This is a genomic window from Pantoea sp. QMID4, from assembly GCF_030270445.1.
Classification (GTDB): Bacteria; Pseudomonadota; Gammaproteobacteria; order Enterobacterales; family Enterobacteriaceae; genus Pantoea; species Pantoea vagans.
Genome location: NZ_BSXL01000005.1, coordinates 27,733 through 46,905, shown reverse-complemented (window position 1 = coordinate 46,905; position 19,173 = coordinate 27,733). Strand labels below are relative to the sequence as shown.

Here is a 19,173-nt window from a genome sequence, read left to right as displayed (position 1 = left end):
TGTTTTCACTTAAGATCAATGTACTAGCTTAAAACCGGTGATTCCCACAGGTTCAGTTTGACGCCGATGCCTTGCTCGATGGCCTTGCGATACAGCACAGTGCCCCAGGCCACGTCCTCTACCGGCATCCCACCGACGGACATGATGATGATCTCATCATCGTTCTGGCGGCCCGGTGCTTCACCGGCGACGATCTTGCCAATATCTTCAAGTTGATCCGCCTGCAGCTTTCCGGCGTCCAACATATCCATAAAACGCACGCCGATAATCGGAATGGTGCGATGAGCGGGCTTGGGCACCTCGTCAAACCAGGCATGATACAAACCGGTGTTATCCAGCACTTTGCGTACATCAGCCTGCTCCATACCGGCATCGATGCTGCACAGCGCAGGCATCGCCAGGAATGTGCCAGCTTTCACCCATGCACGCTTCACAATGGGATAGGTGGCGGGATCGCCCACTTCGCCGGAGCTGCAATAGGTAACAATGTCACTCCCGCGCACCACCTCTTCCAGCGAATCAACAATCTCCACCTGCTTTATCTGCGGATAAGTCTCCTGCACCCAGGTAAGGAAGTTATCGAGGCTGCGTTGACCGCGACCTTTAACTTTGATGGTATCGATCTGCGGGCAAACGGCGATGAAAGCCGCAACGGTGGTTTTCCCCATCACACCTGGTCCGAGTAAGCCAATCACTCGCGAATCTTTACGCGCCAGGTGACGTGCGCCCACGCCAGGCACTGCGCCGGTACGATAAGCAGATAAGAGATTTGCCGACATATGTGCCAGAGGTGCGCCGGTGTCAGCGTCGTTCAGGGTGAACATCAGAATGGAACGCGGCAGGCCTTTTTCGCGATTAGCGATGTTGGAGCCATACCATTTCACGCCTGCAGTGCAGAAATTACCCCCTAAATAGGCGGGCATCGCCATCATGCGGCGATCAGCGGTAGGTTTAGGCATCGCGGGGAAAGGTGAGTTCTCCGGAAAAGTCACCATCGCGCCGTGTGAATCGTTATTCGCACCTGCCATGCGGTAGTCACCGTGATACAGCAGACCAAACATCTCTTCCATAGTATCCACGCAGGCGGCCATATCGGTCACTCCAGCACGAATCATGTCCTGTTCCGACAGGTAGATAAAATCAATTCGGGGTGAATCACTCATGTTGCGCCTCTTCAATTAGCTGTTTGCGTCTTCGCCATAACAAATAACGCGCCAGAAAGAGGCTGTATTGAATATTTGCGACAGGGAATCTGAGGGTCTGTGGCACAGGATTTGCAGTAATCAACTGAGATAACGCCTGCACCGGAGTACGCCATGACACACTTTCCTCTGTATCGACATCGTGGATTTCAACCTGAACAACCCTGGTTTGTGCTGAATGCCGCGCAGCATTATTCGTTAATTGCTTCAGATAACCCGGCCATCTCCCACTTCTACAGTTTTGAAGTTGCGCAGCATGTCAGCATGACGCTGGCTATACCAGACGGATGTGTTGATATTGTGTTTGACTGCGATGCACAACATCCCGGCGCCCGCGTTTGTGGCACCACGTTGGAAGCGCGTGGAGCAGATATGCAGCATAATCACCACTATTTTGGTGTACGTTTTGCGCCAGGCATCATTCCTGACTTTCTCGACCTCATGGCCGAGGAAATACCTGATAGTGAATTCAGTTTTCTCGATGTGGTGCCGGATGCCCGCCTGGCATTCGAGCAAATTGTGCAAGCACACGATTTCTCCCGACAAATCGCGCTGTTCAATGCTTACTTTACGCCACGACTGGTACGTAAAGCCTCTGCTGTCACTTCATTGATTATTCAGACCATGCGGCAACTGAATGGCAACATCCGCGCGGATCAGTTAGAGGCGTTGACCGGATACTCTTGCCGTACCATCCAGCGGCAGTTCCGCCAGGACACCGGGCTATCCCCTAAAGCATTCAGTCGTATTCTGCGCTGCCAGTCAGCCATCAACACTATTCATTCTCGGCAGGATCTGTCGTTCAGTGACCTGGCTTTTGATCTGGGATTCAGTGACCAGTCCCACTTCCTGCGAGAGTTTAAACATTTTGTCAGCACCACGCCCGGCGACTATCAGCGCAGAATTACCCACGGTGATTATTCCCATCGTCTGCGTTTTGCTGAGCACTAAAAGGGGGCAACGTTGCACTGTGCGATTGTCCGATTTGTTCTATCCGTAAGCCTCAAAACTGAGAAATGATGCCGGAATGTTACCTGCCTCAGGCGGCACAGACTGCCTGAGAAATTTCTCCTGTCGTTGAGGTGATTGGCGATGAATATGGATTCGGGCTTACGCAAAAATACGTTGGGTTTATTTTCTCTGATCTTTTTTGTTGTCGCAGCCGCTTCGCCGCTGACAGGCGTGGTGGGCGGTTTACCGGTAGCGATCATCTCCGGTAACGGTAGCGGTATTCCGGTTTTTTATATTCTCTCCTGCATCATATTAATGTTGTTCGCGGTGGGGTTTATTGCCATGAGCCGCCACGTTAACAATGCGGGTGCCTTTTATACCTATATATCAAAGGGCATGGGTGAGAACTGGGGCGCCTCAGCATCAGTGCTGGCAGTGATGGCGTATATTTCCATCCAGATTGCCATTATTGCCATGCTGGGATTCTTCACACAATTATTTATTGAAGAGCACTTTTTCTCCCACATTCCATGGTGGGCACTGAGCATGCTGGCAGTGTTGATCTGCTGGATACTCAGCATTAAACGGGTCGAGATCGGTGGTAAGTTACTCGGCATATTGATGTTAGCGGAAGTAGCTATCGTCCTGTTAACCGATGTCATGTTGCTCATCAAAAAAGTCGGTTCCTATACTTTCCAGTCGTTTGAGCCGTCAGTATTTATGCAGGGGAATCTGGGCATCGCATTTATTTTCACCATCGCGGCGTTTATTGGTTTTGAATCCACTGCCATCTATGCCGAGGAGTGTCGCGACCCGGAGAAGACCGTTCCACGCGCGACGGTCTGCGCCCTGTTACTGATTACTGCCTTCTTCTGTTTCACCAGTTGGTCATTAGTGCAGGCGTATGGCTTTGACAAGGTAGTGGCGATTGCCAGTAAAGACCCGGGTAACTTCGTGTTCAACATCACTCGACAATATGTCGGACAATGGGCGGTGGAAACCATGTCGGTCTTGCTGATCACCAGTTTATTCGCGGCCGCGCTAGCGTTCCATAATAATATATCGCGTTACTTGTTCAGCATCAGCCGTGATGGATTGATTTGGAAAGAGCTGTGCAAAACCCACCCCACCAACGGCACACCGCACAACGCCAGCCACGTTCACAGCGTGATTATTCTGATGCTGCTGGCGGGGATGGGCAGTGCGGGCCTTGACCCGATGGTGCATATATTCGCGATTGGCTCCGCCGTAGCAACGTTGTGCATTCTTCTTTTACAGCTGGGTGTTTCTGCCGCGGTGATACTATTTTTTCGCCGTGTTAAGACTGATGACAGTCGCTTTACCGTGTTTTGGGCACCGTTACTTTCAATGGTGTGTATGACCATCACTATCATTTTGGTGGTGAATAATTTGCAATCACTGAGTGGCAGCGATTCAGGTATCATTAAATGGATTCCGTGGTTTATCGCCGGCTGCGCTCTGGCGGGATATGGCATGTCAATTAAACGCGGTGTGAAGCTGCGCGAATAAGCGTAAAAAAATAAACGCTTGCTGAACCGATGTTAACCCCAGCAAGCGTTTTATTTGACCTGAGTTGTTTTGCCGGATATGAGCGAACAACGGACGTCGTATTTTCAGGGTACGGTATAATCATCCGCTGTACGTATAAATAAAGGTATTGTCAATTACTCCCATGCTGTCCAGTCGATCAGAAGCTAATATGGCTTCAAGTTTGAAACCACACTTTAATGCAACCGACTGACTTCGCACGTTACGTCTGGCAGTACGAATTTCGATTCTTTTAGCGTTAAAAAAATCCGTGGCTATTTTTGTAGCCAGCTTACATGCTTCAGACATTATGCCTTTGCCCGTCGCATCCGTAGCAAGCCAGTAGCCAAGCTCAAAATAGGGAATAGCACGATTCCTTATGAATAAGCTTATACAACCCAATAGCTCATCTGACGTACGGTCGATAATTAAAAACTTATATTCTACTCTGTCATGCAGGAAGTTTTCTGCTGCATCCAACATATTATCCCTGACTGAAGAAAACGAATGGAAGCCAGGAGACCAAAGCAGAAATTCATGATGAAACGAACTAAATTCATTTAGTTTACGTTGCATTTCTTCTGAGCGACTCAGGTCTGGCGCAGTCAGGTAGAAACGATCGTGTTGCAATAAATAAGCAGGCATTTCATCAATATGCATCTCTATCTTTCCTTTTAAACAACTTTTTTATTTACTTAACACACGCCGTGATAAATTGCATCCGATTTATACAGAACGGGCTATTGCAAAATTGGATTACTCAATGACAAGGAGAAACCGTGTACAGCTAAAGGTATTATCGAAAAATTTTAATCCAATAGGCGTGTAACGGGGACTGCTTCTGTCACAGGGCTGCTGTTACAGCCCTGACAACCTTAGACTTCAATCGATTCAGAGATCTCTAACGCATCATCTACATCAATGCTCAGATAACGAACTGTGCTTTCCAGTTTCGTATGGCCCAACAGAAGTTGGATCACCCGAAGATTCCTGATTTCTGGTAGATCATAAGGTTTTGTTCTTCTCATGGAATGAGTGCTGCAAAGCGAATTTTCGAGACCAGGCTTTTCTACCCACCCATCAAAGATTCGGTTGTATTGTCGGGTTAATATGTGCTGGTTAGTTCCGACCCGAAACCAGAAAAAGAAGTCTTTACTGTGCAAATTGCCAGGCATTTATCAATGCAGCAACAGCTTCTCTTGTCCCTTTGGTTATCTCAAATTGCAAAGGGCTATCGGTTTTCTGTTGCAATACAGTTGCTCTGCTTGAAACCGAGGTACCATATGCCTTTTCAGATACTTTGAGTTTGACCAGATCACAGCCTCGAAGCTTACTATCCAGCGCCACATTGAACAGATCTAAATCGCGCGTATTACCTTCCAGTTCAACCCGGATTCGGATCCCCCAGATATGAGATATCTGAAGTGGTCTTTTTTGGCCAATGATACGGTCTTCGTTCCACGGTGACGTGTTCATACTCAAATCACCTGCAATGTTGGAGATTTGAGTATGATTGTCCCTCATGAGCGAAAAGCGGATGTCTAAATTGCAGCAAGACGTTGGCAGGATTGATGAGGGTTATATACCCACCGCTTTTAACAGGCTACAACCCAATGTTCGCTGAGATCAACAAACAACCTTCTGTTAAGGTTGAAGTATAATGATATTCTTTATCAATAAAAGGATATTGTTATGTATAGGTATATAGTGATTCTGGGTATTCTTGTAGTCAGTGCATGTTCTACTTATTTACCTGTTAAAGTAGATCAACCAAAGCCCCTTCGGCAAGACCGTCCTGTTTACCCATACTATGCTGCCAGGAACCGAATAGAAGGTATGGTTAAGTTTAATTTTGACATTGATGCAGAAGGCAGGGTAAGCCAGATGAGAATAATCGAATCTATGCCAGACCACTTGTTCGATGATGCTGTAATAACAGCTGTGTCAAAATGGCGTTTCGAAAAGGGCAAACCTGCTCGAGATCTGCCCATGACTGTAAAATTAAAAGTGCAATAATATATTCAATTTCAGAGCTTGATATTCAAAAATTAACGACTTTAATTCAGATAGTTATTATGGCTGGGCGCTTTTCTGCTGATTGTTAAAATAAAACATTAGCCAATGTCCGCTTCTGGCATTAGGCAGACACTATATCCTCAAGATATCCGCTATGAACAATCAGCATACGTTCGTAAAAAGTCACCAACATTATCTTCTGGTAATCAACACAGTTACAGTCGGTATAACTACGAAAATGCTGCGGAGGGACAGTTCACCGTTATTTACAGAATTTCAGACGGCCCGATGTTAAAATGTACAGGCGTACTTTTTAAGTCGCGAATTTCACTGGCGATTATGCCATCCCGGTGTGCTATGCCTGATATCGGGAGTTATTTTAAAAGCTTATGCATGTCCGGAGCCTGCAGTGCTTAACTGCCAGGCGAATAGTGAAATCTTCAATCCGGTTCTGTCAGCATTTCAATATGAACAACCGACAGCCGCTCTCCGGCTTCACCTGAGGCGTAATAACGTTCTATGCTGCGTATCAAAGGGCTGCGCGATTCCAGCATCTTTGCTATTTCGCGCAACTGGGCGGCAAGGCAGGCCGGAGATACCGGAACATAGGGTGGGGTGGCTCTGGCCATGATGTCACTCTCTGTAAGAAACAAATATCATACCGCACTGTACACTCTGTGAAACTCCGGCGATGAAAAAATACAGAGCAGCCTGCGTGGCATAAGGCCGTATGATAGCTCTGCGTAACTGCCTTATCAGGGCCGTCAGACACTGTTAAACAATTCAAATCGGGTCAGTGGGAAATTATGAGACGTAGTTTTCTGATAAAGATTTGATACATATCTATAGAATCGGTGCATTACTTCTGTACAACTTCGGGAGCAGGTGCGGAGGTGTCGTCCCTGACAGTTTCTCCGGCCGGTACACGCTTTCACGCAACCGATGAGGTCATCTGGTGCTGTCGTCTTCCGGCCGGAGCCGGACTACGTCCTATGGCGTTAATGCTTTTCTTCGTTCAGACCTGCAAGTGTCTGCAGGAACGGCACGTGCTGCTCTGCGGGTCCGGGATTCGCGTACTTCTTCAGCCAGCTTCGGGCCTCGGATATATTGCCAAGCCTTTCATCACAGGATTCATTTGCAGCCATATGCCCCAGTTCAGCGATGAGAGAGATAACATTTATCTCCTTTTCAGCCAGCGCCAGGTGCAGTGCCGCTTCGCCAATAATGACGTGGCCTTTCTCGTCGTCTTGAATTAACACGGTACATTCTCCATTAGCACGTTGTTGATAACCTCATTACTGACTGTAGTCGCCATAAGAAATGACGCACGGGTAATTAATCCTTAATCGGGCGATAAGTAAGCCTGCACTGCTGATGAAAAGCGTCCGTTAATGCCGGTTCGCTGTATCTTTTGTCTTCGCGCATGCACATACTGAAAGGACTGATAATGCCCGGACCTGTTATTCACTGGCCTGGTTATTTAAGAGCTTTGTGAGGCAGGCGGATGAGAGGAAGTGCCCGGAAATCTCTGACGTTCAGGACGAGAGTAATCCTGGCAGCAGCCACTGCTTAACTGGCCATGCCGGAAAATGATAGACTGGGTTTTTATACAGAAGATGGAGGCGGATTGAAAAACAATGCGCATGATTTTTCAGAAGAGGTCCGTGCCCTGATAGGCAAGGTAACAACCGGGCTGCTTTCAGCAGGTGATATTGTTACCCCTGAACGCCTTATTCAGGCTCTATACCGCCTCAGCGAATATACTTGCGATGCTGATACCCGTCCTGATTGCCTGGAATTGATTCAGTATTTAATGAAGAAAATGCACTGAGTTAAACAGCCCGTGCGGGATTTTTCAGACCCATCAAAATTTCAAGACATGTACGCAGTACATCAAGCCTGACGACGTCCGTGGTCGCTTCCATTTCACCGATAAGATAGAAAAGAACCTCTCTGCTTGTCACGCTGCCCGTTCCGGTAAGCAAGGTTTTGACTGCAGCAGAAAAGATTCTTTTCTCCTCTTCATAAATATCGTCGATATTCTCAAGAGCGTGAATTAGTTCGGGTCCGTCTGAGTTGAGTATCTGTTGCATCTGAAATTTATAACCTTATCGCTGCAGGTTTAATAGAACTGCCAGTTTTTATCTGCTTAGAAAAGCATAGTAGATTTATCAGTGACGGGTCATTCTGTCATGGTCTTCATGCTGAGTTACGACCTGACCTTCATCGTTTTTGTCAGCATCTGAACTGCGCCGCTTCATCTCTGCCCTGACGTCCTGGATAGCCGCTATCAGTATGTCGGCTCTGGATTCATCCTGTTCGTTAGCAAGCCGGGCTTCGAGTTTAACCAGGATGCCCGTCCATGAAACGGACTTCTTCTCGTCCAGAAGGGCCAGTGCGGCTTCGCCTATGAGTATCTCACCAGGCATTTTATTTCTGTTACTTTTCATTACTGCCAGTGCTCTCTGAGTCAGTTATACCTGTACAATTCAGGGGTTTTCAGCCCTGACACAGGTAGTTTACTGAGAAAATTAAAGGCTTACCAGTGCCTGCAAGTGTAGCTCTTCTTCGGGCGAAGAGGCTGTTTCCAGGCGCGCCATAACACGAAGGCAGATAGCCTTGCGACTGAGCGTCCGGCCTGAGCGCAGCATCTCAACAACGATGGCCCCAGGCGGACGCTATCCGGCCTAATGTCCGCTTTGAGCGAAAAGCAGGCATTAGGCCGCCCTGAGAGTTTTTTGATTGCATGTGTGCATCATTTAATTTAGCATTGTCTAAATTTAGGTAACTCTAAATAACAAAATGAAAGATTCTCATCTGTTCCGGTTACATGAAAGTGCCTCGTTGGCAACAACGCTGCTTAAATCGATGAGCAACAGCAATCGACTGTTGATCCTCTGTATTCTCATTGATAAACCCGGCACATCGTCAGGTGATTTGGGGCAATTGACCGGCTTAACGCCTTCAGCAACCTCTCAGCACCTGTCAAAAATGAAAGAAGACGGTTTGATTGAATCTGAAAGGGCGGCGCAAAAAGTGAAATATTTCATCAAAAATGACTCGGTGAAAAAAGTAATCTCCACGTTAAAAGACATTTACTGTCCCGAGGATTTCAAATGACGCCAGAAACAGTATCACCGCAAGAAGCCAAAAGGCTTGTTGATCAAGGGGCGGTGCTCATTGATATTCGAGACTCCACTGAATACCAGCGTGAACATATACCGAACGCACGCTCACTCCCTCTCAGCGATATAACGGCAGGTAAAACGGTGGCGGGTGCAGATAAACAACCGGTTATCTTTCATTGTTTGTCAGGGGGTTGCACGGCTCATAATGCCAATGCGCTATTGAAAGCAGCAAGCCCTATGCCGGCTTTACTGATGGCTGGGGGCATTAACGCATGGAAGAGCGCCAACCTCCCGACTATCGAAGACAAAAAACGGCCGTTACCTATCATGAGGCAGGTTCAGATTGTTGCGGGCACACTAATTCTTATCGGCGTTGTAATGGGATATATCATAGATAGTCGGTTATTTTTGCTTTCAGGCTTTGTAGGTGCAGGATTACTCTTTGCAGGATTAAGCGGTTTATGTGGGATGGCGAATTTATTGTTAAAAATGCCATGGAACAGGTCTGATAAATAGATGTTAATTGAATTCCCTTTGATAAGTTCAGGGAAGAGCTACTATGTACGCTCCTATCATAGGGCTGCTGTTGCGGCAGTTAGTTAGACTTCAATCGATTAAAATATCACTAAGGCGTCATCGACTTTAATGCCCAGGTAATGAACTGTGCTTTCGAGTTTTTATGGCCCAACAGTAGCTGGATTACCCTCAGATTTTTTGTAGATTAGATAAGGTTACGCTTTGCCCATAGAATGCGTGCTGTAAAGCGAATCGTCGAGACCTGGCTTCTCGAACCATACGTGAAAAATACGGTTACATTGCCGGGTTGAGATGTGGTGTGACCCGCTACCCGTATGTGATCCATTCATAATCAGGAATATCCGGCTTCAGTCTGGCTGCATATTCTTGCAACCGGCAGATTTCCCGGCAAATTCTGACGGCGTCATCCAGCCCAGTGCAGAATGGGGACGTCTCTGGTTATAGCGCATGCGCAGGCCTTAATTTTGCACCGGGCATCTTCCAGCAACATGAACCCGTTTTCATTCAGGCATTCCTCCCGCAGCCTGCCGTTGAACGACTCCACCGTCGCATTGTCCGTTGGGGTGCCCGGGCGTGGAAAGTCTATACGGATCCCTCGTTCATACACTCACTTGTCCAGCATTTTTCCTGCAAACTCAGAGCCGTTATCGGTTTTCAGCAATTGTGGTAAAGGACGTCTGAACGCAATACTGTTAAGCATCTCCGCAACCTCTGTTCAGCGCAGATTCTGGTCCACGCTGATCCCCGGAGGTTCACGCGTGTAGAGATCAATTACCGTCAGCAGGCGTAACCGACGCCCGTCAGATAATGCGTCAGAGACAAAGTCCATGCCCCAGATATGATTCGGATACAATCCCTGAGGCTGGGGTTGTCGGCGCTGTGCCGATTTGTTACGACGTGGACGTCTGAGACGCAGGGACAGACCCTGCTCGCTGCAGAGTCGATAGATGCGTTTATGGTTATCCCGCCAGCCTTCAAGCCTGAGCATGGCGTGCACTCTGTGGTAGCCATAGTGGACCCGGGTTTCGCTGATCTCCCTGATGCGCAGGCGTAGCGCATTGTCGTCTGCCGCCACTGAACGGTACCTGAACGAGCGGCGGCTGACCCGCAGGGCAAAGCATATTTGCCTTTCGCTGGCTCCGTAGCGTGCCTGCAGATCCCGGCCCCAGTCGCGCCAGCGTCAGTTTTTTTGCCAGCACACCCTGTAGCATGGCCTTGTCGGGGCTCAGATCGGCAACCAGCTTCTTAGCCTGAGATTCTCATCCTCGGGCTGTCGCATGTGCTTCATTTCAGATGGGGAAATCCCGCCGTATTTCCTGCGCCACGTATAGAATGTGGCATCGGAGATACCCAGCTTGCGACAGACTTCTGGTACTGATGTACCCGGTTCAGCCTCCCTGAGGGCAAAGACAACCTGTTCTTCAGTGAATCGTGACTTTTTCATCGGCTCAACCTCCGCTCGGGGGGAGTATTAATCATGCCGGAATTCTGTTTATGAATGGAGCAGGATTTTGGGTCAGGGTCAGTGTATAGCGATACTGCCAGGACAGGAATGCGTCGGACGTGGCAAACAGTTGGCCGCTGTCCAGTATCAGCCTCACCCACTCTGGCAACGGTGAAATAATCACTTCGTTAACCACAAGTGTTTCCCGATTATTTCATTTTTCTGTCATTTTTATTCTTTAGGCTCGTGGCTTTCCTTTACGGATATAAAAACATGAAAATAAAAGCGATTTCTCTGGTTATCGGTTGCGCACTCTCTTTATCAACGCTAGCGGCACAGCCAAAGGCGGAACGCTACATCGTCAGTTTCCCCGAAGGAACGCGCGTGAGCTACAACGGTGCCTTCGCCAGCGCATTTCCTCAGGGTCTGCCGGTGGGTATCGGCTCTGGTTTGCTGTTTACCGGTAAGCAGGGGGATGCGCTGACCTTTGTTACCGTTACCGATCGCGGACCCAATGCCGACTCGCCTGATGTGGGTAAGAAAGAGGCAAAAATTTTCGTCACGCCAGACTTCGCTCCAATGCTGATGAATATTCGGGTGCAGAACGGCAAAGCCGAGGCCACAGATGTCCGACCGCTGCATGACGATAAGGGCAACGTTAACGGATTGCCGTTGCAGGATGGCGTCATCGGATCAACCAATGAAGTCGCGCTAAGCGATACGCTGAAAGCGCTGCAGGGTGACAACCGTGGTCTGGATACGGAAGGCATTACGCCAGATGGCAAGGGCGGATACTGGCTGTGCGATGAGTATGGTCCGTTCCTGATTAACGTAGATGAGCGTGGCAAAATCCTGGCGATTCACGGGCCGCAGGCCGCCGAAGGGGAGAAATCCATTGCGGGCGGTCTGCCGAACATACTCAAATGGCGTCAGCCAAACCGTGGCTTTGAGGGGATCACCCGCATGCCTGATGGGCGCATTATTGCCGCGGTGCAGAGCACGCTGGATATCGACGGTAAAAGTAAAAAGCAGGCGCGCTTTACCCGCCTGGTGAGTTTCGATCCGGCGACAGGGAAAACCGCCATGTATGGATATCCGATCGACAGCGAGGCTTACAGTAAAACCAGTGACGCAAAAATTGGCGATATCGTGGCGATCGACAATCAGCATATCCTGCTGATAGAGCAGGGCACCGACAAAAACGATGCGATGCGCAACCTTGTTTATAAGGTGGATCTCAGCTCCGCTACCGAGCTTTCAGCATATGATAAGCCCGGTGAATATCCCGAGTCTGACGACGAGAAAACGCTGCTGAAGCGTGGCATAAAGTTCGCCGCTAAAAATCAGGTGGTTGATTTACGTCACCTGGGCTGGCAGCAGGAGAAAGCCGAAGGGCTGGCGCTGATCGACAATAAAACGCTCGCGGTCACTAATGACAATGACTTTGGCGTGGAAGCGGTGATGCAGAATCCGGTTGAAGGTAAGAAGCGTAAGGATTATCGAGTGACGGAGCAGGGGACACTTACGGTGGATGACAAGCCGGTTGCCACAACGATCGGTCTGAAGCCGCTGAAGAAACCGGAGTCAGACAGCGAGTTGTGGATTATCACGTTGGCAGAATCGCTGAAATAAATGCTTTCCTGATCCGAAGCTTCACCCCTTTAGCGCAGGTGATGATGAGACACGGCGTAATACATTTGCTCTTACCCGTCGCGTATTGAGCCAAAGGGGAGAATCCTGAGTGGAAAAATACAGGCGCTACCGGACGTCGCTTCGCATTGGCGCGCATTCAGCAAGCTGGATGTTAGCTGAAGTGAGTTGCTGACAGTGGCTATGCCGGCAGAGGTCCGAAGGCGCGATAAGAATCCACCAGTGAATCGAAAAGCGAGATATCAGAGCGACTTCTGGCAATAAGCTGGGCACCGGCAATGGCCGTAAAAATTGCACGTGCTCTTGATTCACTCTCCTCTGATTCGCACACCTTTGCCGCCACCAGAAGCCTGTTCAGCCAGGCAATGTTGACATCAGCGAACTTCTGAATTTCTTCACTCATCTCAGGGGGTAAGGTATCTTTTTCCGCACCCATAAAACTGCCCAGGCAGAGACGATTGTCGGCCTCCAGCGATCTTCGGAATATTTCAGGAAAGCGATGCAGAGCATCAATCGGAGAGGGGCTTTCTGATTCGATTGTTTCCAGCGCGAGCGCACCGTCCTCCCAGTATCGTCTGGCAACCGCAGTGCCCAGAGCGGCCTTGCCTGGAAAATGGTAATAAATACTCGCCGCTTTAATACCCACTTCCTGGGCAAGGTCGCGGAAATTCAGACCATTGTAACCCTGGGACTGGGCAATTTTTTTGGCCGCCAACAAAATGGCTTCCCTGGCGTTGACGCTCATCTTGATGCCTTAGGTATTGGGATAATCTCTTAAACAGGGAACGCTAATTTACAGCAAACGCTTACCGGGTGACAGGCAGATTGTCAGTAAGCGCAGTGAGTGCGATGCGTCCAGGGTGCTCAGGCAGATGTCACTTCATTAAGATTCAGCAAGCGGCATCGACAGCCGACGCTTTCCGGAAAACCGTCCTCACCGGAAAAGTCAGCAGATAACGATCCCGGTGTGCCAGCGTTTCCAGTAAGAGCGGATTACCGGGCTGGCGAATCCAGCTCAGGAATGCCGCTATTGCCATCGGCGTAGGCTGCCTGGAAAGCGGGACGTTTAGTCCAGCGCTGCCAGTACGCATCTAAGAACTCAAAACGCTCGTCCAGTGGGGTGGCATTGACCGGGAATTTCGAGAAAGCGATCGCGGTTGCCAGCGTAATGTCCGAGAAGGTCGGAGCATCGCCGCCGAGCAGCCATTCCCGACCGTCTGACAGATGACTATTGACCAGAGCGGCGTGAGACAACGCTTCCTTACGGCAGTGCTCGCCCCAGGCCTCATTTTTGGTCAGTTCCAGCTTAAAGCCAAGCCCGGTGTGCAACACGTGGAACGCGGTAACGATGCGGTACAGGATATGCACCCACACCCGGTTATCCCACATATTATCCAGACCCTGTTCCAGCGCGGTCTCTCCCATAATCCTGCGCCCCGGATACGCCTGATCAAGATAACGAACGATAGCAGCCGTTTCGGAAATATAACTACCGTCAGCCAGTTGAAGGGTAGGCGTTTCACCCCACGGGTTCATATTCAAATGACGCCAGCCACGCTGTTCTCCTCCGGGAGACATGTCATAGATGGTCTCGGCAAACTGATCAGCGATGCCCTTTTCGTGCATGAACAGACGCAGACGCTGTGGGTTCGGAAAGGCCGAAGGCGAGGTGAAAAGCTGAAGTTTAGCGGTCATGATCGATCCTGTAGGGTGGTGGCTGAGTTGCCTAACAATTGTTAGGTAGATAAACCTTAGTTGCCAGATCGACCTACGTCAATGCCTACCTAACATTTGTCAGGCAAATATTCTGGCAGTCCATCTGGTCGGTACAGCATCTCATCATCTCAACGCAGGCTGAGCTGAAGGCGGGAACAGGATGACGCAGGAGGGTTGAACGAATGCAGATGACGGGTGTGGAGCGATGCAAAAGAGTATTCAGGTGCAGTGCTATTCCGAAAAGGGTCATGGGGGTGAGGTGGTCGTAGTCAGGTCTACCCCTGTAGCCGACGGGTGTCGGCATCGTCCGCCATTAGCGAAAACGGAAGCCGGATGTCATCGGCAGACAATCTACATCCCGGCGTAAAACCGGTAAAAAATGATCTTAATATTCACATATAAGCCGATCTCTAAACTGGTAACGGTAAAAAATAAATCACCTTCAATGTTAAAAAGAATCCTCTGCTTAGCAGATTGGCGTGCCGTCTTTACAAGCCAGCCGGTTTAATTGGAAGAGTTGATTATCTGCGCTTTACGTTCGCGGCGATCGCTCCAGACGGTAAACATGCCAGCCAAAGCGACAATTGCCGCGCCAGTAATTGTCGACGGCCCCGGGAAACTGTTGAGAAACATCCAGCCAATGACCATTGACCATACCAGCGTGGTGTAATCAAAAGGCGCTAACAACGACGCGTCGGAATAGCGCAGACTCAGCGTTACCAGTATTTGCGCCATGCCGCCAAAAAATCCGCAGCCGATTAGCAGCAATAGTTGCTGTGGTACCGGTACCGTCCAGCCAAACGCCACTGTTCCCAGGCCTATCAACATGGTCATCAGCGAAAAGTAGAACACTATCGCTCCTGGTTGTTCGATACCGTTCAGAAACCGTATTTGTACCATTGAGGTTGCAGTGCACAGCGCGGCAATCAACGCAAACATCGCGCCCAGGCCCGTGCCTGCTGCTAAGCTCCTGGCCGATAACAACGAACTCCCGGCGGTAAGGTTAGCCGAGAGCATGAGCAAAATACCGGAAAAACCTATCACGACTGCCATCCAGCGCGTTAAGCGCACATGCTCTTTTAACAGCAGCGCCGCCATGATCACCGTAAAAAGCGGCGCGGCGTAACTGATTGCTGTGGCGTCTGCCAGAGAAATATAGACCAGCGCAAGATAGTTAAAATACATACCGCCCGTGCCGGAAATGCCGCGAATAAGGTGACCAGAAACATTGCGCGTTTTCAGACTGGCGAGAATATTGCCCTGTAGCTTTAACCAAATCAGTAGCGGAATTAAGGCGACGAATGAGCGGAAGAAAATAACTTCGCCAGTAGGGATCGCACCGTCCAGCCCTTTAACACAGGCGAGCATCAGCGTTGCGCAAAGCGCTGACAGGATTTTTAGCAATATGCCGAGTTTGCCATTCATAGTTGTGCCTTTTCACGTCAATCGGTTAGCAGGTTCCAGTCTTTCCTAATCCGCATTGCGAAACGTCATATAAATTGTGTATCGCCCAACAGGGTTTCCCTCTTACTGGCTTTGCCGCTGAGCCGATATAGTCCAAAGCTATCATCACAGATGCATCAACGTTCTCGGGAAACATGATAATGACATTGAAAAAATGCTCTCTTCTTGCACTGTCTCTGCCACTGTTGCTGACAGTTTCATCCGCAAAAGCGGACGTGTTGTCCACTATCAAAGCGCGCGGCGAGCTTAAATGCGGGGTCTATTCTGATGTTCCGCCATTCTCTTCGCCTGACGTGCAAACACGTCAGTTGGTGGGAATGGATGTAGACCTGTGCCATGCCCTGGCGAAACAGATGGGAGTAAAAGCGACCCTGATGCCGACCTCGGTAGAAGCGCGCATCGCTGTGATCGCTACAGGCCGTGCCGATGTATTGATCGCCAACCTGGCGTACACCAAAACGCGTGGTCAGCAGATTCAGTTCAGCGATCCCTACTACGTGGCAAAAGAGATGTTGCTGGTGAAACAGGCGAATGCGGACAAGTCGCTGGACGATTTTAAAGGCAAGCGCATCAGTGCCACCAAAGGCACGACGTCAGAGCAGTCAATTCATCTGAAAGGGGGTAAAGCCGTAACATTCCAGGATGCGGCGTCAGCGTTCCTTGCCCTGCAGCAAAACAAGGCGGTGGGATTTGTCACCAACACCATGACCGGCATTAAAATGATTTCGCAGGCGAAGAAAGAGGGTATTGAACTGGCGATGATCAAGGAGCCCATGGCGCTGGAGCCGATTGGCGTAGGCATGAAACGAGATGAGCCGGCATTGTTAGCCAGCGTTAACGCCAGCCTGAAGGCAATGGATGACGATGGCACTATCGACAAAATCTGGGACGCCTGGATTGGGCCAAAAACCGAATACAAAATGGTTCGTGAAGAGCACGTCCAGCCGCTCTCCAGCCTGAAATTTGAACCACTGGAATAACGGATGGCTGCTTTGGCGAGTGAACTGATTAGTCATGATTTTCACATTATCACGGCAAATGACGCGGCGAGCGTCATCCTCTCGCCGATGGGCGCGCGTGCCTGGCTGGTGGAGGCACCGGGCGCCTTTGATCTGCCTGTTCAGCGTCGCATCTGGTCACTGGCACGGTTGCTGGCGCAGCGTGAGGACGTGGAGTCGCTGATCCCGGGGGTGACCAACCTGCTGGTGCTGTTCCGCGCTATCCAGACTGACAGCGAGACGGTCGAAAGGCAGCTTCGCGCTTATTGGCGTCAGGCTCAGGAAGTGCATCCGCAAGGGCGGCTGATTGAGATTCCGGTATGTTACGGCGGCGAACAGGGTACGGACCTGGAAACCGTGTGTCGGCAAAGTGGGTTTACCGCCCGGGAGGTCGTTCGTCGGCACCATCAGGGGAAGTACACCGTGTTTGCGCTCGGCAGTGCGCCGGGGTTTGGCTATTTACATGGCCTCGATCCGGCACTGGCGACGCCTCGCAAGAAAGTGCCGTCGCTCAATATGCTGAAAGGTACCGTCACTATAGGCGGCGCCCAGGCCGGGGTGTCGGTCCTTACCGGTCCCAACGGCTGGAACGCGATCGGCTATGCCGAAATCGAGGTGTTTGATCCCTTTGCGGAAAGCCCGGCGCTGCTGGCGCCGGGCGATACTATTCGCTTCCTGCCGGAGAGGATTGAACTGTGATTGAGATTGAACAAAGCGGCGCACTCAATACCGTGCAGGATTCAGGCCGTCCGGCCTGGCGGCAACTTGGCGTATCGGTAAGCGGCGCGATGGATCTGCTGGCGCTTCGCGCCGGTAATTTACTGTTGGGCAATGACGAAAATGCCGCCGCTATTGAAATACAGATGTTTCCCTTTCGCGTGCGTTTTCTGCGTGATGCCTGCATTGCGCTCACTGGCGCAGACTGCCTCGGACTGCTGGATGGTGCCGCGCTACCGCCCTGGTGGGGGTGCAGGGTACGCAGCGGACAGGTACTGGAGTTGCGTTATCCCCGTGTCGGTGCGCGCGGCTATCTGTGCGTGGCGGGCGGCATTGATGTGCCGGAAGTATTGGGTTCTCGTAGTACGGCGCTACGCGGCAGCTTCGGCGGATTTGCCGGACGTCAGTTACAGCGCGGCGATCGCCTGCCGTTCGGTGTCTCCAGCGGTCCACCGCTGCCGGTTTCAGGAATAGGTATGGTGCCGCCATCGGTCGCGCTGGCATCGAGCTTTCCGCTTAACTGCGATGGTCACGTGAAGCTGCGTGCTATCCCTTCCGGGGAATATGCCTTATTCGCCGCTGACCATGAATGCTTCTGGCAACAGAGCTGGAAGGTCTCGCTGCAGAGCAACCGCACGGGCTATCGCCTGTCCGGCAAGCCAATTCAGCCCTCGCAGGCAGTAGAAATGCGATCCTACGGCCTTATCCCAGGCATCGTGCAGGTGCCGCCCGCCGGCGAGCCGATTATTCAATTAAGCGATGCGAATACCGCAGGCGGTTACCCGAAAATCGCATGCGTAATTGAAGAAGATTTGTGGCGGCTCGGTCAACTTCAGCCAGGGCAATCGCTGCAACTTGTACGCAGCGACGCGCGCGAAGCGTTGGTGATTAAAAAGGCCGTAGATGCGTGGCTGAACCGTTTACGCCGCGACGTGGCCCCGATGAAAAACGTAGTGAATCTCTGATTATCTGAGCAGGACAGCATGATGAAAATTGATATCAATTCCGATATGGGCGAGGGTTTTGGCGTCTGGCAGGTGTGTGATGACGCGGCGCTGATGCAGGTGGTTTCCTCCGCCAATGTAGCCTGCGGTTTCCATGCGGGCGATCCGGCGATTATGACGCGTATGGTGCGGCTGGCGAAAAAGCACGGCGTGGGCATTGGCGCGCATCCGGGGCTGCCGGATCGTCAGGGCTTTGGCCGTCGTGAACTGCCATTCAGCGCGGAGGAGCTGTGTCAGCAGGTGATTTATCAGCTCGGTGCGCTCAGCGCCATTGCCCGCGCTGAAGGTATGCGCGTGGCGCATGTCAGCTTTCATGCTGCGATGGGCAATATGATTAATGGCGACGCCGCGCTGGCGTTGCAGGTGATGCAGGCGATTGCGCGTATCGATCCCGAACTGATTATCTTTGCCCAGCCGGACACCATTATTGAACGGGCGGCGCAAGAGGCGGGTCTGCCAACGCTGACGCTATTTCTGGCCGATCGTGCCTATGACGCCTCCGGGCATCTGGTACCGCGCGGCACGCCAGGCGCCGTAATCACCACAGAAAGCGCAGTGCGTTCACGCGTGCGCCAGTTTTTACTGGAAGGGACGGTCACGACCATTGAGGGAGGGCTGTTACCGGTGCGGGCACGCTCGATTTTGATCCACAGCGATACGCCAGGATCGGTTACGCTGGCCGCGATAGTGCGCAGCGAAATCGCCGCGAACGGCGGCCACGTCTGTTCGGCAACGGCAGTATTAGCGGGGTAACATCAGAATGTCGGCAAAAAAAGCGGCGCCAGCGCCGCTTTTTTA

At 50.9% G+C, this 19,173-nt stretch carries 21 protein-coding genes and 3 pseudogenes; 11 read left to right on the top strand and 13 right to left on the bottom strand.

The genetic code is table 11. The features are described from left to right. Positions 1-23: 23 nt before the first annotated feature. Positions 24-1,163: an ornithine cyclodeaminase family protein gene (locus tag QSK07_RS12200; RefSeq protein WP_285721721.1), complete on the bottom strand. Its 1,140-nt coding sequence runs from the start codon at positions 1,161-1,163 to the stop codon at positions 24-26. Between the two features lie 153 nt (positions 1,164-1,316). Between QSK07_RS12200 and QSK07_RS12195 the strand changes: the two genes are divergently transcribed. Then, positions 1,317-2,153, top strand: coding sequence for an AraC family transcriptional regulator (locus tag QSK07_RS12195; protein WP_285721722.1), 837 nt, complete (start codon positions 1,317-1,319; stop codon positions 2,151-2,153). 141 nt (positions 2,154-2,294) lie between these two features. Then, positions 2,295-3,683 carry an APC family permease gene (locus QSK07_RS12190; RefSeq protein WP_285721723.1) on the top strand — a complete coding sequence of 463 codons (1,389 nt, stop codon included), beginning with the start codon at positions 2,295-2,297 and terminating at the stop codon, positions 3,681-3,683. Positions 3,684-3,803: 120 nt separating this feature from the next. On the opposite strand, the gene QSK07_RS12185 is transcribed toward QSK07_RS12190, so the two are convergent. Together QSK07_RS12185 and QSK07_RS12180 are read right to left on the bottom strand one after the other, a co-directional pair. Beyond that, positions 3,804-4,361: a GNAT family N-acetyltransferase gene (locus QSK07_RS12185; RefSeq protein WP_285721724.1), complete on the bottom strand. Its 558-nt coding sequence runs from the start codon at positions 4,359-4,361 to the stop codon at positions 3,804-3,806. 215 nt (positions 4,362-4,576) lie between these two features. After that, a pseudogene (locus QSK07_RS12180) lies at positions 4,577-5,177 on the bottom strand (tyrosine-type recombinase/integrase). A 216-nt stretch (positions 5,178-5,393) separates the two neighbouring features. Between QSK07_RS12180 and QSK07_RS12175 the strand changes: the two are divergent. After that, positions 5,394-5,717 carry a TonB family protein gene (locus QSK07_RS12175; RefSeq protein ID WP_098049899.1) on the top strand — a complete coding sequence of 108 codons (324 nt, stop codon included), beginning with the start codon at positions 5,394-5,396 and terminating at the stop codon, positions 5,715-5,717. Positions 5,718-6,157: 440 nt separating this feature from the next. Here the strand turns inward: QSK07_RS12175 and QSK07_RS12170 are convergent, their stop codons facing one another. Then, entirely contained in the window at positions 6,158-6,346 is a 189-nt protein-coding gene (locus QSK07_RS12170) for a hypothetical protein (protein WP_285721725.1), read from the bottom strand. A gap of 369 nt (positions 6,347-6,715) precedes the next feature. Further along, on the bottom strand, positions 6,716-6,976 hold the full coding sequence (locus tag QSK07_RS12165) for a hypothetical protein (RefSeq protein ID WP_275222131.1): 261 nt from the start codon (positions 6,974-6,976) through the stop codon (positions 6,716-6,718). Between the two features lie 368 nt (positions 6,977-7,344). On the opposite strand from QSK07_RS12165, the gene QSK07_RS12160 reads away from it, so the two are divergent. Further along, complete coding sequence (locus tag QSK07_RS12160) at positions 7,345-7,548, top strand: hypothetical protein (RefSeq protein ID WP_285721726.1); 204 nt, start codon at positions 7,345-7,347, stop codon at positions 7,546-7,548. A 1-nt stretch (position 7,549) separates the two neighbouring features. Here the strand turns inward: QSK07_RS12160 and QSK07_RS12155 are convergent, their stop codons facing one another. The 3 genes from QSK07_RS12155 to QSK07_RS22945 form a co-directional block, all read right to left on the bottom strand. Further along, on the bottom strand, positions 7,550-7,810 hold the full coding sequence (locus tag QSK07_RS12155; RefSeq protein WP_285721727.1) for a biofilm development regulator YmgB/AriR family protein: 261 nt from the start codon (positions 7,808-7,810) through the stop codon (positions 7,550-7,552). 78 nt (positions 7,811-7,888) lie between these two features. Beyond that, the gene (locus tag QSK07_RS12150; RefSeq protein WP_285721728.1) at positions 7,889-8,167 is read right to left on the bottom strand and encodes a hypothetical protein; all 279 of its coding nucleotides are present in this window, start codon (positions 8,165-8,167) and stop codon (positions 7,889-7,891) included. Between the two features lie 81 nt (positions 8,168-8,248). After that, positions 8,249-8,380: a biofilm development regulator YmgB/AriR family protein gene (locus QSK07_RS22945; protein ID WP_502921718.1), complete on the bottom strand. Its 132-nt coding sequence runs from the start codon at positions 8,378-8,380 to the stop codon at positions 8,249-8,251. Positions 8,381-8,519: 139 nt separating this feature from the next. Here QSK07_RS22945 and QSK07_RS12145 point away from each other — a divergent pair, with 139 nt between their 5' ends. Both QSK07_RS12145 and QSK07_RS12140 read left to right on the top strand, forming a co-directional pair. After that, the gene (locus QSK07_RS12145; RefSeq protein WP_285721729.1) at positions 8,520-8,837 is read left to right on the top strand and encodes an ArsR/SmtB family transcription factor; all 318 of its coding nucleotides are present in this window, start codon (positions 8,520-8,522) and stop codon (positions 8,835-8,837) included. After that, a complete protein-coding gene (locus QSK07_RS12140; protein WP_285721730.1) occupies positions 8,834-9,361 on the top strand; it encodes a rhodanese family protein in 528 nt (175 codons plus the stop codon). Before QSK07_RS12145 ends, QSK07_RS12140 begins: the two co-directional genes overlap by 4 nt. Positions 9,362-9,459: 98 nt before the next feature. Here QSK07_RS12140 and QSK07_RS12135 read toward each other — a convergent pair. Together QSK07_RS12135 and QSK07_RS12130 are read right to left on the bottom strand one after the other, a co-directional pair. After that, positions 9,460-9,684 (bottom strand): annotated as a pseudogene (locus QSK07_RS12135) (site-specific integrase); the annotation flags it as partial. 45 nt (positions 9,685-9,729) lie between these two features. Beyond that, positions 9,730-10,826, bottom strand: a pseudogene (locus QSK07_RS12130) (IS3 family transposase). A 273-nt stretch (positions 10,827-11,099) separates the two neighbouring features. Here QSK07_RS12130 and QSK07_RS12125 point away from each other — a divergent pair. After that, positions 11,100-12,458 carry an esterase-like activity of phytase family protein gene (locus QSK07_RS12125; RefSeq protein WP_285721731.1) on the top strand — a complete coding sequence of 453 codons (1,359 nt, stop codon included), beginning with the start codon at positions 11,100-11,102 and terminating at the stop codon, positions 12,456-12,458. Positions 12,459-12,657: 199 nt separating this feature from the next. Here QSK07_RS12125 and QSK07_RS12120 read toward each other — a convergent pair whose 3' ends face one another. From QSK07_RS12120 to QSK07_RS12110, 3 genes are all read right to left on the bottom strand, one after another. After that, positions 12,658-13,221 (bottom strand): TetR/AcrR family transcriptional regulator, encoded by a 564-nt coding sequence (locus QSK07_RS12120; protein ID WP_285721732.1) that lies wholly within the window; start codon positions 13,219-13,221, stop codon positions 12,658-12,660. Between the two features lie 248 nt (positions 13,222-13,469). Continuing rightward, positions 13,470-14,171, bottom strand: a complete 702-nt coding sequence (locus QSK07_RS12115) for a glutathione S-transferase family protein (RefSeq protein ID WP_098049890.1) — start codon at positions 14,169-14,171, stop codon at positions 13,470-13,472. A 525-nt stretch (positions 14,172-14,696) separates the two neighbouring features. Continuing rightward, the gene (locus QSK07_RS12110; protein ID WP_285721733.1) at positions 14,697-15,617 is read right to left on the bottom strand and encodes a DMT family transporter; all 921 of its coding nucleotides are present in this window, start codon (positions 15,615-15,617) and stop codon (positions 14,697-14,699) included. 179 nt (positions 15,618-15,796) lie between these two features. On the opposite strand from QSK07_RS12110, the gene QSK07_RS12105 reads away from it, so the two are divergent. The 4 genes from QSK07_RS12105 to QSK07_RS12090 all read left to right on the top strand — a co-directional run bounded on the left by QSK07_RS12105 (position 15,797) and on the right by QSK07_RS12090 (position 19,128). Next, positions 15,797-16,636, top strand: a complete 840-nt coding sequence (locus tag QSK07_RS12105; protein WP_285721734.1) for an ABC transporter substrate-binding protein — start codon at positions 15,797-15,799, stop codon at positions 16,634-16,636. An 87-nt stretch (positions 16,637-16,723) separates the two neighbouring features. Further along, positions 16,724-17,353 (top strand): 5-oxoprolinase subunit PxpB, encoded by a 630-nt coding sequence (pxpB, locus tag QSK07_RS12100; protein ID WP_285721762.1) that lies wholly within the window; start codon positions 16,724-16,726, stop codon positions 17,351-17,353. After that, positions 17,350-18,336 carry a 5-oxoprolinase subunit C family protein gene (locus QSK07_RS12095; RefSeq protein WP_285721735.1) on the top strand — a complete coding sequence of 329 codons (987 nt, stop codon included), beginning with the start codon at positions 17,350-17,352 and terminating at the stop codon, positions 18,334-18,336. The genes pxpB and QSK07_RS12095 overlap by 4 nt, the downstream gene beginning before the upstream one ends. Positions 18,337-18,357: 21 nt before the next feature. Further along, complete coding sequence (locus QSK07_RS12090) at positions 18,358-19,128, top strand: LamB/YcsF family protein (RefSeq protein ID WP_098049886.1); 771 nt, start codon at positions 18,358-18,360, stop codon at positions 19,126-19,128. The last annotated feature ends 45 nt before the right edge of the window (positions 19,129-19,173 follow it).

Coding starts and splice junctions, on each gene's coding strand:
- QSK07_RS12200 (WP_285721721.1), bottom strand. CDS start 1,163: ATGAGTGATTCACCCCGAATTGATTTTATCTACCTGTCGGAACAGGAC.
- QSK07_RS12195 (WP_285721722.1), top strand. CDS start 1,317: ATGACACACTTTCCTCTGTATCGACATCGTGGATTTCAACCTGAACAA.
- QSK07_RS12190 (WP_285721723.1), top strand. CDS start 2,295: ATGAATATGGATTCGGGCTTACGCAAAAATACGTTGGGTTTATTTTCT.
- QSK07_RS12185 (WP_285721724.1), bottom strand. CDS start 4,361: ATGCATATTGATGAAATGCCTGCTTATTTATTGCAACACGATCGTTTC.
- QSK07_RS12175 (WP_098049899.1), top strand. CDS start 5,394: ATGTATAGGTATATAGTGATTCTGGGTATTCTTGTAGTCAGTGCATGT.
- QSK07_RS12170 (WP_285721725.1), bottom strand. CDS start 6,346: ATGGCCAGAGCCACCCCACCCTATGTTCCGGTATCTCCGGCCTGCCTT.
- QSK07_RS12155 (WP_285721727.1), bottom strand. CDS start 7,810: ATGCAACAGATACTCAACTCAGACGGACCCGAACTAATTCACGCTCTT.
- QSK07_RS12150 (WP_285721728.1), bottom strand. CDS start 8,167: ATGAAAAGTAACAGAAATAAAATGCCTGGTGAGATACTCATAGGCGAA.
- QSK07_RS12145 (WP_285721729.1), top strand. CDS start 8,520: ATGAAAGATTCTCATCTGTTCCGGTTACATGAAAGTGCCTCGTTGGCA.
- QSK07_RS12140 (WP_285721730.1), top strand. CDS start 8,834: ATGACGCCAGAAACAGTATCACCGCAAGAAGCCAAAAGGCTTGTTGAT.
- QSK07_RS12125 (WP_285721731.1), top strand. CDS start 11,100: ATGAAAATAAAAGCGATTTCTCTGGTTATCGGTTGCGCACTCTCTTTA.
- QSK07_RS12120 (WP_285721732.1), bottom strand. CDS start 13,221: ATGAGCGTCAACGCCAGGGAAGCCATTTTGTTGGCGGCCAAAAAAATT.
- QSK07_RS12115 (WP_098049890.1), bottom strand. CDS start 14,171: ATGACCGCTAAACTTCAGCTTTTCACCTCGCCTTCGGCCTTTCCGAAC.
- QSK07_RS12110 (WP_285721733.1), bottom strand. CDS start 15,617: ATGAATGGCAAACTCGGCATATTGCTAAAAATCCTGTCAGCGCTTTGC.
- QSK07_RS12105 (WP_285721734.1), top strand. CDS start 15,797: ATGACATTGAAAAAATGCTCTCTTCTTGCACTGTCTCTGCCACTGTTG.
- pxpB (WP_285721762.1), top strand. CDS start 16,724: ATGGGCGCGCGTGCCTGGCTGGTGGAGGCACCGGGCGCCTTTGATCTG.
- QSK07_RS12090 (WP_098049886.1), top strand. CDS start 18,358: ATGAAAATTGATATCAATTCCGATATGGGCGAGGGTTTTGGCGTCTGG.